Below are 11,838 nucleotides of genomic sequence, written 5' to 3'. Positions count from 1 at the left end.
GAACGAAAAAAGCACCCGCCGTCCGGCGGGTGCTTTTCCTTGCGTGGGTTTCAGGCCTGATCTAGGCGGCCGCCTGCGCCTTGCGCGCTTCCTTCATGTTGGGCAGGAACACGGTCAGCAATCCAAGGAACGGCAAATAGGAGCAGATCTGGAAGACGAAATCGATGCCCTTCATGTCGGCGACGACGCCGAGCACGGCCGCCGCGATGCCGCCCATGCCGAAGGCGAAGCCGAAGAAGATGCCGGCGATCATGCCGACGCGACCCGGCACGAGCTCCTGCGCAAAGACGACAATGTTGGAGAACGCCGAGGAGAGGATCAGGCCGATCAGCACCGTCAGCACCATCGTCCATTCCAGATTGGCGTAGGGCAGGGCGAGCGTGAAGGGCAGCACGCCGACAATGGAGAACCAGATCATCGCCTTTTGCCCATAGCGGTCGCCGAACGGGCCGCCGAGCAGGATGCCCAGCGCCGAGGCACCGAGGAACAGGAACAGCATGACCTGGCTCATCTGCACAGAAACGCCGAACTTATGCATGGAATAGAAGGTGTAGTAGCTGGCGAGGCTGGCGATGTAGGCATTCTTGCTCAGCACCAGCAGTGTCAGCACGATCAATGCATTCATCACCTTGCGGCGCGGGAAGGGCGAAACGAAGCTCGCCGCCTTGCGGGTGCCCTGCGCGGCACGCAGCCGGCTGTACCAGCCGCCGACCTGCCACAAAACGATGATGCCGATCAGCGAGCCGACGGCGAACCAGGAAATGCTGGTCTGGCCGAACGGCACGACGATGAAGGCCGCCAGCAGCGGCCCCATGGACTGGCCGAAATTGCCGCCCACCTGGAACAGCGACTGCGCCAGGCCGAAGCGGCCGCCGGAAGCGAAGCGGGCGATGCGCGAGGATTCCGGGTGGAAGATCGCCGAGCCGATGCCGATCAGCGAGGCGCCGATCAGCAGCAGCGAATAATGCCCGGCATAGGCGAGCACGATCAGGCCGATCAGCGACGACGCCATGCCGTAGGGCAGCGAATAGGGCATCGGCCGCTTGTCGGTGATCATGCCGATCAGCGGCTGCAGCAAGGATGCGGTCACCTGGAAAGTGAAGGTCAACAAGCCGATCTGCCAGAAATCGAGGCCATAATTCTCTTTCAGGAGCGGGTAAATGGCCGATAGCAGCGACTGCATGATGTCGTTGATGCAGTGGCAGAAGCTCACCGCCAGGATGACGGTGAAGGCCGTCGCCTGGGCTGAGGCGTGACTGGCGCTCGCCGGTGGGGCGACGCTGGCTGCTGTCGTATCGGTCAAGGTAGGCTCCGTGGTCTTTTTGGCGGGCACGCCCGCAGGCAACTGGCGGACGCTCCTTGCGGCCACCCTAGGGACGGTGCCTTATAAGCCGCTTGCGAGACGACTTCTTTCGTGGTTTGGTCCAATAGTTTCGCAAGTGGGCCATAACTAGATGCCGCACGGCAAAGAAGTCTTTCACGCTGGCAATGCCAATCTCGGCCAGTTGCACGAGAGCCGCTGGCAGTGGCTTGAGCAAGTGGCCGGGCCGGCGGTGGCATTGCCGACCGAATATCCTGACGGCTACCGCGTGCCACAGCACCGCCACAGCCGCAGCCAGCTCTTGCATGCGCTTGTCGGTGTGGTGCTGGTGACGACACGCTACGGGCGCTGGATGGTGCCGCCCGACCACGCGATGTGGATTCCAGCCGGCACCGAGCATTCCGTCGAGATGCTGGGCGACGTCTCGATGCGTTCGGTTTATGTCATGCCACAGGCGATCCCCGGGCTGCCCGAAGGCTTGCGCGTTGTGGGCGTCACCGACCTGATGCACAGCCTGATCGTGGAATCGGAGAAGCTCCCGCAAGGCGGCGTTCTGGAAGGACGCGGTGGGCTGATCATGAACCTTTTGCTGCACGAAATCCCGACCTTGCCGGAACGGCCTCTCGGGCTGCCATTTCCGTCCGATCCAAGATTGTCGGCGCTGTGCCGACGCTTCGTCGCAGCACCGTCGCCGCATGCGACCATCGACGAGTGGGCCGATGCAGCCGGCATGAGCCGCCGTTCCTTCACGCGCGCCTTCCAGCGCCAGACCGGCCTGTCGCTGTCGACATGGCGCCAGCAGGCCTGCCTGTTCGCGGCGCTGCCCAGGCTGGCGGACGGCGAGCCGATCACCAGGGTGGCGCTTGATCTCGGCTATGACAGCGTGCCGGCCTTCATCACCATGTTCAAGCGCATGCTGGGGACCTCGCCGCGCGGCTATATGCGCGGCGCACGCGAGAACGTCGAGGTCGCTCGTCGCCTGATCGGCCCGGTTCGGTTGGAAAGCTCCGCGCCTTAAGGGCAGGCGGGTTTAGTCGAACAGGCTGGACACCGATTCCTCAGTCGCCGTGCGCGAGATGGCTTCGCCCATCAGGTCGGCGATCGAGATGACGCGGATGTTGGGCGCGTCGAGCACGCCCTGGGTCGGCTGGATGGAATCGGTGATCACCAGTTCCTGCAGCTTCGAGCCGCTGATGCGGGCAACGGCACCGCCCGACAGCACGCCGTGGGTGATATAGGCGGTGACGCTGGTGGCGCCGTTGGCCAGCAGCGCATCGGCGGCGTTGCACAGCGTGCCGCCGGAATCGACGATGTCGTCGATCAGCAGGCAATCCTTGCCGGCGACCGCGCCGATGATGTTCATGACTTCCGATTCGCCCGGCCGTTCGCGGCGCTTGTCGACGATGGCCAGTTGCGCATCGAAGCGCTTGGCCAGCGCACGGGCGCGGACCACGCCGCCGATGTCGGGCGAAACCACCACGACGTTGCCGAGTTGCTTGTATTTGGCCTTCACGTCGCGGGCCATCACCGGCACGGAAAACAGATTGTCGGTCGGGATGTCGAAGAAGCCCTGGATCTGGCCGGCATGCAGGTCGAGCGTCAGAACGCGGTCGACGCCGGCGCGGGTGATCATGTTGGCAACCAGCTTGGCCGAGATCGGCGTGCGGCCGGAGGCGCGGCGGTCCTGCCTGGCGTAGCCGAAATAAGGGATGACCGCCGTGATGCGCTTGGCCGAGGAGCGCATGAAGGCATCGATCATGATAAGCAATTCCATCAAATGATCGTTGGTCGGGAACGAGGTCGACTGCAAGATGAAGACATCCTCGCCGCGCACGTTTTCCTGGATTTCGACGAAGATTTCCTGGTCGGCGAAGCGCCTGACCGTGGCTTTGCCCAGCGGGACGTTGAGGTACCGGGCGACTGCTTCGGCCAGCACCCTGTTGGAATTGCCCGCGAAGAGTTTCATGCACGGTTCCTGGTGGAGGATGATGAGGCCTGACGGACTCGCTTGCGCCCTTTAACCGGGCTTTTAGCGGCCCGCGCTGGTATTGCAAGCGCCGAGATCGGGAATCCGCCGGCTAAACTCAAGAAAGCTCCGCGCCATCGCCGGACTGCAACAGGGAGCAGGGGACTTGTGCTGGTTCTTCTTCTCATTGGGCATCGGATTTTCCCAAAACCGTCTCCACTTTGGGGTCCGATGCCTCTAGCCCGCCTTGCCGCCGAGCCAGGCGGCGAACTGGTCGATGGTCTGGTCGGCGATCGCCTGCATGGTGGCCGGCGAGATCCCCTTCCAGCTGTCGCCGCCCGCGCTGGCGCCGGAATTGACCGACGGAGCCTTCTGCTGGCCATTGATGCGGTGCAGCCGGTTGCCAGCGGGGTCATAGACGTCCCAGACATAGATGACGGTGGTGTCGGCGCCTTCCGACATCGTCGAGAAATAGCCTTTCAGCACATGTGTCACGGTCTGGTCGGCGCTGCCGGCGAGAGTGATGCCGCGCTGCCTGGCACGGGTCTGCAACTCCGCCGTCAGAGGTGTCGCAGCTTCCACCGAAGCGCCGACGATCGGCGCGATCTGCAAGCGGGTCTTCGACAGGATGGCAGCGCTTTGGGCTGATGTGACCGGTGCGGCGGCGGTTGCGGGAGCGCCAGACGTGCTGGTGGCGGGCCCGGCCGGAACCGTTGCCGCCGTGTTGCCTGACGTTGCGGGCAGCGTCTGGGTCGACGTCGCCGGCGGGGTGATCGCCGACGGTTCGAGCACGTCCTTTGCGTTGGTGCAGGCGGCAAGAGCCAATGCCACAAGCAATGACACGGTCGTCACATGCGATCGTCTCATTTGCCTTCTAACTCCTTGGCGAAGAACGCCTCCCACTGTGGATTCACTTTACGATCAAGTCGAGATCATGGCGGGACAGCGGCCTGGGCTGGGATTCGGTGGTCAGGTAGGTGCGGCCAAGCGTCATCGCCGTCTCGGTGTCGGAGTCCATGATGATCATATGGGCGAACAGCGTCATGTTGGGCGCGATCGGTTCGGGATTGCCCTGGTAGAACATCGGCATGTCCATCCAGGACGGGGTGAAGCGGGCGCCGACCGAATAGCCGCAGGCGTTCAGCCGGTGCTTGGTCAGGCCGTGTGCCTCCATGGTGCGGGCATGCGCATCGAAGACGTCGCCGAAGCTGTTGCCCGGCATCATCGCCTTCTCGACAGCCAGGAGTGCTGCGCGGGCGGCGTCGAACAGTTCCTGATGGCGCTTCGACACCTTGCCGGTCAGCACCGTGCGCATCATCGGCGCATGGTAGTGGTTGAAGACGCCGGCCCATTCGAGCGTCAGCTGGTCGTTCTTGGTGAGCTTGCGGCGGCCGGCCTTGTAGCGGCACAGCAGCGCATCGACGCCGGAGCCGATGATGAACTCGTTGGCCGGATAGTCGCCGCCGCCGGCGAAGATCGCGCCCTGCATGGCGGCCAGGATCAGAGCTTCGTCGCCGCCTTGCTTGATCAGCGGCAGTGCCGCGTCGAGCGCATCGTCGGAGAGATTGGCGGCCTTCTCGGCCTTGGCGATCTCGGCCGGGCTCTTGAACAGGCGCAGCCGGCCGACAATGCCGGACGCATCGGCGATCTGGCCGAAGGTCTGCAACTGCTCGTCCAGGCGGCGGCCGTTGAAGGCGGTCAGGCCGTGGGTGTCGTATTCGACGCCGATGCGGGCGCCGAGCAGGTCGAGTTCGTTGAGCAGATTGCGCAGGTCGACCGCAGGATTGGCGCCGTTGCGGTCGGTCCACAAGACGATGTTGTCGATAATCGAGGTCTGACGCGCCTGGCGCAGGTCGGCCGAGCGGGTCAGAAGCACCATCGAACCGTCGGCCTTGACCACCAGGCACTGGAAGAAGCAGAAGCCGAACGTGTCGTAGCCGGTCAGCCAATACATGCTTTCCTGCGCGAACAGCAGGATGGCGTCGAGCTTCTTTTCGGCCATCTCGATGATCAGCCGGTCGCGCCGCGCGTCAAATTCAGATCGTTCAAAATGCAGCGCCATTATTCCCTCTCCAAGACAATTGCCGAAACCTGCCGGCCGTAATCGGGCTCCTTGCGATGCGTGGTGCGCCGATAGGAGTAGAACAGGCCTTCCTCAGCGTAAGTGCAGCGGTCTAGGCCCTCAGCCGTCACGCCTGCCTTGGCCAGCCGGTCAACCGTGTAGCGGTTGAGGTCGAACATCGCATGGCCGGCATTGGCGGACGGAGCGAAATAGAGGATGTTTTCGGCGTCGGCTTCGACAAAGCGGGCGACGAATTCCGGGCCGACCTCGTAGTTTCGCGGGCCGATGGAGGGGCCTAGCACGGCGACGATGTTTTGGCGCCGGGCGCCGAGGCTTTCCATCGCCAGGATGGTGTTTTCGAGCACGCCGGTGAACGCGCCTTTCCAGCCGGCATGCGCAGCGCCGATGATGCGCGCCTGCGCATCAGCGAACAGCACGGGACCGCAATCGGCGGTCGAGGCGCCGATGGCGATGCCCGGCCGGTCGGTGACGATGGCGTCCGCCTTGGGGCGCTCGCCGGCAAAGGGCTCCCTGGCAATGACGACATCGGGCGAATGGATTTGCCAGGCGGTCAACAGATGGCTTGCCGGCACGCCCATCCAGGCAGCGACACGGGCGCGGTTCTCAGCCACCAGCGCCTGGTCGTCATCCGATCCGGTGCCGATGTTGAGGCCCTGATAGATGCCGCCGGAAACACCGCCGACGCGGGTGAAATAGCCGTGGCGGATGCCTTGTGCCTGCGCCTTGTCCAGCAGCGGCGACCGAACGGGATCCGGTTTGGTCTGATTCAGCATGCGGGCGTTGTTGTCCGTGTGGGCGGTTTCGTCAAGAAGAAGGTGCTTGGTCGAGAACAGGCTGCAAAGCGCGGACGGGAGATTGGGAGGGGCGGCGGTAAAAAGTCAATCCGCCTCGGCAAAGGGCCGAACCGCCACGCCGCGAGGCAGCACCGCAAGCACCTTGAACAGCTCGCCCATGGCTTGCGGCCCTGCGAGGCGCTCGACGTCGCCGGCGATCCTTTCGCGCGCCGCCTGGCCGGCATCGGCGCCAAGGCGGCCGGCGCGCTCGAGGATGCCCATGCCGAGCAGGAAATCGCCCTGTGTCGTCAGATGGGCTTCGAGGCCATGTGCACGCGCGATCGCGGCAAGGGCGGCGAAATCGACGTGGGAGGTGAGGTCGGCCTCACCGGGATTGGCCAGCACATCTTCGTGATCATGGCTGCGCAAGGCCTGCAGCGTGTCCCCGACACCCGGCTGGAAATGGCCGTAGTCGAGAAACAGGCCGGCGCCACCATGCCTGGATATGCGCTCGGCGATTGTTGCCATCAGCGCGGTGCGGGCAGGCGCCACTTCGGCGATCGCGCCTTGCGGCGCGTCAGCGGCATCGGCGGGCAGCAGCGTCGGGTCGACCGAGCCGGCGCCGGCGAAGAAGCAAAGGTCGTTGGTCTCGCCGAGGCCGACCATGCGCTCGCGCCAGCCGGCGCCGGCGCGGATGAACTGGCGGATGGGCACTGCGTCGAACAGTTCGTTGCCGACGATGAACAGCGATTGTTGCGGCAAGGTCTCGATGGTTTCGTGCCAGCCAACCGCGAAGGGTGTGACGCCAAGCGTCTTTTTTTGCACCTCGGTCAGGCGCGGGCTTGTCTCGATCATGGCGAAGGTGGCGCCGTTGGCCAGGTCAGGATCGAGCCGCGACAGCGTGCGCAGCATGTCCTTCATCAGCGTGCCGCGGCCGGGTCCGATCTCGGCGATGGTGGCCGACCGCGGCCGGCCGCCCGCCAGCCAGGCTTGATAAAGCCACACGGCGACCAGTTCGCCGAACATCTGGCTGATCTCCGGCGCGGTGATGAAGTCGCCGCCCGCACCAAAGGGCTCGCGCGTCGTGTAGTAGCCGTCCGCCGGGTCGAACAGGCACAGCGCCATGTACTCGTTGACGGGAAGCGGCCCAAGGGCCTCGATCAGGTCGACGATGCGGGTCTTCAGCCGTGTCATGCCGGCTGCGGCTGTGCCACCGGCTTGGCGGTCAGCATCGCCCAGATGCCGGCCAGCACCATCGGGGTAGAAAGGATCATGCCCATGGTCAGCCAGTTGGTGCCGAGGAGATAGCCGAGCTGCTGGTCAGGCTCGCGGAAGAACTCGACGAAGATGCGCGACAGGCCATAGCCGCAGATGAAGGCGCCGCCGACGAAGCGCGGCGTCTTCAGCCTGAGGCGCGAATGGGTGAGAATGCGCAGCACGAGGAACAGCACGACACCCTCGAGCAGCGCCTCGTAAAGCTGGCTCGGATGACGGGCAAACGGCCCGCCATTGGGAAACTCGAACGCCCAGGGCACGTCGGTTGGTCGGCCCCACAGTTCGGAATTGATGAAGTTGGCGACGCGCACCAGGCCAAGGCCGACCGGCACGCCGGCCGCCACGACATCGAACAGCGACCAGGTGCGGATGCCGCGCTTGATGGAAAACAGCGTCATGGCGAGGATGACGCCGAGCAGGCCGCCATGGAACGACATGCCGCCCTGCCACACGGCGAAGATATCGAGCGGGTGCGCGATGTAGCGCGCCAGATCATAGAAGAGCACATAGCCGGTGCGGCCTCCGAGCACGACGCCGATGGCCGCCCAGACGATGAAATCGTCGAGATCCTCCGGCTTCATCGGCAGGACGCCGTTCGGCCACAGCCTGGCATTGGCGGCGAGCCGCTTGGCATACCACCAGGCGAACAGGATGCCGACGATATAGCCGACGCCATACCAGTGCACCGCCAGCGGCCCGATCTGGATGAGGATCGGGTTGATGTTGGGGAAGGGCAGGGAGGCCAGCGGCAGCAGGAAATATTCGTTCAACGGGGAACTCTCGATTGCGAACGTGTTTGGGCGCGGACCATGCGGCAGGGTTTTGGCAGGGTCAAGGCAAGGTGGGCGCACTCGACTTGATGCCGCAGCAAGGTGCAACAAGCTTGCATTCGACGCGCGGCGCCACTACGTCAATTTTGTGCAAGCGCGAGGATTTGCCATGTCGACCGGACCGAACCGCATTCTCGATGAATTCGCCAAGCTGATGACCGACGCCGCCGGGGCCGCCCAGGGCGTGCGCCGTGAGGTGGAGACCGCCTTCAAGGGTCAGGCCGAGCGCATTCTCAACACGATGGACGTGGTGCAGCGCGAAGAGTTCGAAGCCGCGCGCGAGATGGCCGCCAAGGCGCGGGAAGAAAACACCCGCCTTGCCGCCCGCATCGAGGCGCTCGAGGCGAAGCTTGCCGAACTGGCCGGTGACGCCACACCAGCGACGGCCGCCAAGCCGCGCACAAAAAAATAATCGTTAAACTTTTCCACATAGCCCGATCCTGAAAAGCGCTTTGCCGTGAATCGCTTAACGGCATTGCATGAATCTTTGTGACAGCGGCTTTCCACATGCGAATGACGCAGTGCGAAAAATTGGGCTGTTCACGCGACTCCCGATCAATAGACTGAATTTGTTGCATGATTCGGAGCAGGGTCATGCGACCGGGCGGTGGGGTCCGGTCTGGGGTCTTTGCGTCGAGAAGTCGTCTTTGCGCGAAGAAAGTCCTGGCCGTCCGAGTTCTAGACAAGATTGTTCGTTGTGTGTGCCCTCCCGCGGAGCGTGTGGCGGCGCTCGTACAGAACGACAGGAAGCATTCCATGGAACTTCTCGAACTCGAATTCTCCCGCGAAATCCATCCGGTGGATGTTATCGAGCAGGTGGCCCACAACAACGACTGGTCTTTCGAGCGGGCCGGCGACGACGAGATTTCGATCTCGGTTGCCGGAAGCTGGACCGACTATCACGTCTCCTTTTCGTGGATGGAAGATTTCGAGGCGCTGCACCTGGCCTGCGCCTTCGATATCAAGGTGCCGGAGACCCGCACGCTGGAAGTGATGCGGCTCTTGTCGCTGATCAACGAGCAGATGCTGTTTGGCCATTTCGACCTCTGGGAGCAGGAGGGCGCGATCATGTTCCGCCAGTCGCTGCTGCTGGCCGGCGGGGTCGAGCCGTCGAGCCAGCAGGTCGAAGTGTTGCTGTCGTCGGCGCTGGAAGCCTGCGAATGCTATTTCCAGGCGTTCCAGTTCGTCGTCTGGTCGGGAACCTCGGCCAAGGATGCCCTGGCCGGCGTGCTGTTCGAGACCTACGGCAACGCCTGAGTCCCCGTTAAGGCAGACAAGACCAAGATGAGTTCGAACACCGAGCGCAAGCCCGAGATCAGTTTTGCCGATTTCGATCGTGTCGACATCCGCGCCGGCACGATCGTCGAGGCCGAGCCGTTTCCCGAAGCGCGCAAGCCCGCGTTCAAGCTGAAGATCGATTTCGGCGCCGGCATCGGTATCAAGAAATCGTCGGCGCAGATCACCAAATACTATACACCGGAGACGCTGATCGGCCGGCAGGTGTTCGCGGTGGTCAATTTCCCGCCGCGCCAGATCGGTCCATTCATGTCGGAAGTGCTCACTCTCGGCTTTCCCGACGAAGAGGGCGCCGTGGTGCTCGGCGCGATCGAGCGTAAGGTGCCGGATGGCGGGCGGTTGTTTTAGGGTCTCAACTGGGGATCGGAATCCCCGCGAACCGGGATGGATTGATAATCCTTTCGGCAGATGCTTCAGCATGAATTTCATGCCATGTCGTGACAGGAGTGTCGCGCGTGGACATCATCCGCTTTTCCTGTCCGCGTCGACCAATTTCCTTATTCTGTAAAATTTGAACTGTTTGCCTTCGGCGATTAATTCAAGATTGCCGTGTCGTGGCGGGCTGCGCTCCGGCGCGATTACCAGCAGATAGTCAAAGTCACGGGTCCAATGCGCTGCATACGCTGCCTCGACCGGTGGTAAAGCACCGGCGGCGTAGGCCTCCAGCTCAGACATCGGGATAGGCCCGCCTTGCGGTACGGTCAGGTTTGCCACTTCCGGCCGGGGCCTCACCGGCTGTTTTCCCGGATAGGTGAACAGCGTTGGCATCAGTGCATTGCGTGTGACTACGGCCAACGCGGCAGCATTGTACATTGGATAAAGGAGCAGATTCGTTGGCGGGTCGTCTGGAAGGCCATTCTGGCCGGTAAGGATTCGCGAACCCATTGGAATGGCGTCGAACGCGGTCATAAGGGCACGATATTCGCTGCGGCACGACAATTGGGCCCAGATCGCGATGCCACTGTTTGCAAGCCCGGCGCCAAACGCCAGCGCGACGAGAAGTGTTCCACGCGAGTCTTGCGGACGCTTGATCGTGACGAAGGCTGGCAGGATCAGAATAAGCGCCAGAAGGACGCGCCCGTCGACAAAGGCCGTGTCCGCAACGCGAAACGGCATGACAATGAACAGGCACAAGAGCCCAAAGCCCATCCAGCAGCCGACGCGAGAGACCGCCACCATCCTGTGCTTCACCGCAAGGTAACTGAGAATGACCAGCACCACGGTCACGGCTGAGGAAGTGTATCTGCTGAAGCCGTTGACTTGAACCAGCGCCAACAATTTCGCCGACAGGGCCCATTCGGTTCCTTCGCCACCCACTTTGCCGCCGTAGGCGAGCGCCAGGGCGCCAACTGCGACGACCGGAGCAGCCATTCCGGCAACCAGCAAGATCGTGCGTTTCCAATTCTCAATATGGTCTGGCCAGCGGGAGAGTTCGTACAGCCCCACCACAATGCCATACAGGCCGAGGGCAAATAGGTGAGAGATATACAGAACCACGACGAAGACGGCGTGGATCGCAAGGCGCAGCGGCAAAGGTCTTTCCGCAAGCCAAATCCAAACCGCGATGGACCAAAGAACGATCCCCAGTCCAAATTCAAAATTCACGAATCCGAAAGCGAAAGGCATGGCGTAGAGGAAGAGCGAAGCGACGAAGCCGCTGAGGATCACACGCCCCTGTGCGGCCGCTCCGACGGCCATTGCCCCGCTGACGACCAGCATTTGCGAGACTAGATAGAAAAGCTTTGATGCCAGCTCGATCCCGATCAAGCGCCCAGCGAACGGGACGACGAGATCCATGGCTAGATTAGGGTAGGGTGCCCACGCGGCTTCATAGTAGGGATGGGCTTCGGGCGTACCGGCGCGCATCAGGATCGACATTCTTGCGAGATGATTTGGATAGTCTGCCATAGCGGGTATGTCGACGAGCAGTACGGGCAAGAAAGCCACCACCAGCAGAACTATCAGCAAGGTACCTTCGGGCCTGATGAAATGGCTCGTGTAACTGTTGATTTTGTTGCTGACTGTTGCTTCGAGCATGCCGCAATGTAGGTAGAAATGGTAAATTTTGAGTCGCCGACAATTGCCAAGGATTCTCCATGTCTTTGGGAGGGCGAGATGACGGCGCGGCTCAAGTATGGATGACTACGCAGCCCTGAACTGCGTTGTCAATCTGACTTGGTCATGGCTTCGAAGTCGCACAATACGTCATGCCGAACATCCCTTTGAAACAAGGTGCCGTGGCAGACTAACGGTTGATTGTGCGTCGCCGCGCTTTGTCATCCGTGGCGGTGTGT

General features: G+C 62.6%; 12 protein-coding genes. 4 read left to right on the top strand and 8 right to left on the bottom strand.

The window, feature by feature from the left end; translation table 11 throughout:
- Positions 1–61 precede the first annotated feature (61 nt).
- A complete protein-coding gene (locus A4R29_RS22630) occupies positions 62–1,303 on the bottom strand; it encodes an MFS transporter (RefSeq protein ID WP_063170320.1) in 1,242 nt (413 codons plus the stop codon).
- A 151-nt stretch (positions 1,304–1,454) separates the two neighbouring features.
- Here A4R29_RS22630 and A4R29_RS22625 point away from each other — a divergent pair, with 151 nt between their 5' ends.
- The gene (locus A4R29_RS22625; RefSeq protein ID WP_013530001.1) at positions 1,455–2,339 is read left to right on the top strand and encodes an AraC family transcriptional regulator; all 885 of its coding nucleotides are present in this window, start codon (positions 1,455–1,457) and stop codon (positions 2,337–2,339) included.
- A 12-nt stretch (positions 2,340–2,351) separates the two neighbouring features.
- On the opposite strand, the gene A4R29_RS22620 is transcribed toward A4R29_RS22625, so the two are convergent.
- The 6 genes from A4R29_RS22620 to lgt form a co-directional block, all read right to left on the bottom strand.
- Positions 2,352–3,287: a ribose-phosphate pyrophosphokinase gene (locus A4R29_RS22620; RefSeq protein ID WP_013530002.1), complete on the bottom strand. Its 936-nt coding sequence runs from the start codon at positions 3,285–3,287 to the stop codon at positions 2,352–2,354.
- Positions 3,288–3,524: 237 nt separating this feature from the next.
- On the bottom strand, positions 3,525–4,154 hold the full coding sequence (locus A4R29_RS22615; protein ID WP_063168841.1) for a hypothetical protein: 630 nt from the start codon (positions 4,152–4,154) through the stop codon (positions 3,525–3,527).
- Positions 4,155–4,197: 43 nt separating this feature from the next.
- A complete protein-coding gene (locus A4R29_RS22610; RefSeq protein ID WP_013530004.1) occupies positions 4,198–5,349 on the bottom strand; it encodes a M24 family metallopeptidase in 1,152 nt (383 codons plus the stop codon).
- The gene (gene pgeF / locus A4R29_RS22605; protein WP_063172937.1) at positions 5,349–6,143 is read right to left on the bottom strand and encodes a peptidoglycan editing factor PgeF; all 795 of its coding nucleotides are present in this window, start codon (positions 6,141–6,143) and stop codon (positions 5,349–5,351) included. The genes A4R29_RS22610 and pgeF overlap by 1 nt, the downstream gene beginning before the upstream one ends.
- Before the next feature lie 105 nt (positions 6,144–6,248).
- Positions 6,249–7,337, bottom strand: a complete 1,089-nt coding sequence (locus A4R29_RS22600; protein WP_063172936.1) for a class I SAM-dependent methyltransferase — start codon at positions 7,335–7,337, stop codon at positions 6,249–6,251.
- Positions 7,334–8,188, bottom strand: a complete 855-nt coding sequence (gene lgt, locus A4R29_RS22595) for a prolipoprotein diacylglyceryl transferase (RefSeq protein ID WP_082827483.1) — start codon at positions 8,186–8,188, stop codon at positions 7,334–7,336. The genes A4R29_RS22600 and lgt overlap by 4 nt, the downstream gene beginning before the upstream one ends.
- A gap of 169 nt (positions 8,189–8,357) precedes the next feature.
- Here lgt and A4R29_RS22590 point away from each other — a divergent pair, with 169 nt between their 5' ends.
- From A4R29_RS22590 to A4R29_RS22580, 3 genes are all read left to right on the top strand, one after another.
- A complete protein-coding gene (locus tag A4R29_RS22590; RefSeq protein WP_013530008.1) occupies positions 8,358–8,660 on the top strand; it encodes an accessory factor UbiK family protein in 303 nt (100 codons plus the stop codon).
- A gap of 344 nt (positions 8,661–9,004) precedes the next feature.
- Entirely contained in the window at positions 9,005–9,505 is a 501-nt protein-coding gene (locus tag A4R29_RS22585) for a type III secretion system chaperone family protein (protein WP_013530009.1), read from the top strand.
- A 27-nt stretch (positions 9,506–9,532) separates the two neighbouring features.
- Complete coding sequence (locus A4R29_RS22580; protein WP_013530010.1) at positions 9,533–9,892, top strand: tRNA-binding protein; 360 nt, start codon at positions 9,533–9,535, stop codon at positions 9,890–9,892.
- Positions 9,893–10,006: 114 nt separating this feature from the next.
- On the opposite strand, the gene A4R29_RS22575 is transcribed toward A4R29_RS22580, so the two are convergent.
- Complete coding sequence (locus tag A4R29_RS22575; RefSeq protein WP_063172935.1) at positions 10,007–11,581, bottom strand: hypothetical protein; 1,575 nt, start codon at positions 11,579–11,581, stop codon at positions 10,007–10,009.
- Positions 11,582–11,838: the final 257 nt, after the last annotated feature.

The organism is Mesorhizobium ciceri biovar biserrulae, from assembly GCF_001618845.1.
Lineage (GTDB): Bacteria > Pseudomonadota > Alphaproteobacteria > Rhizobiales > Rhizobiaceae > Mesorhizobium > Mesorhizobium ciceri.
This window is presented reverse-complemented; position numbering and strand designations above follow the sequence as displayed.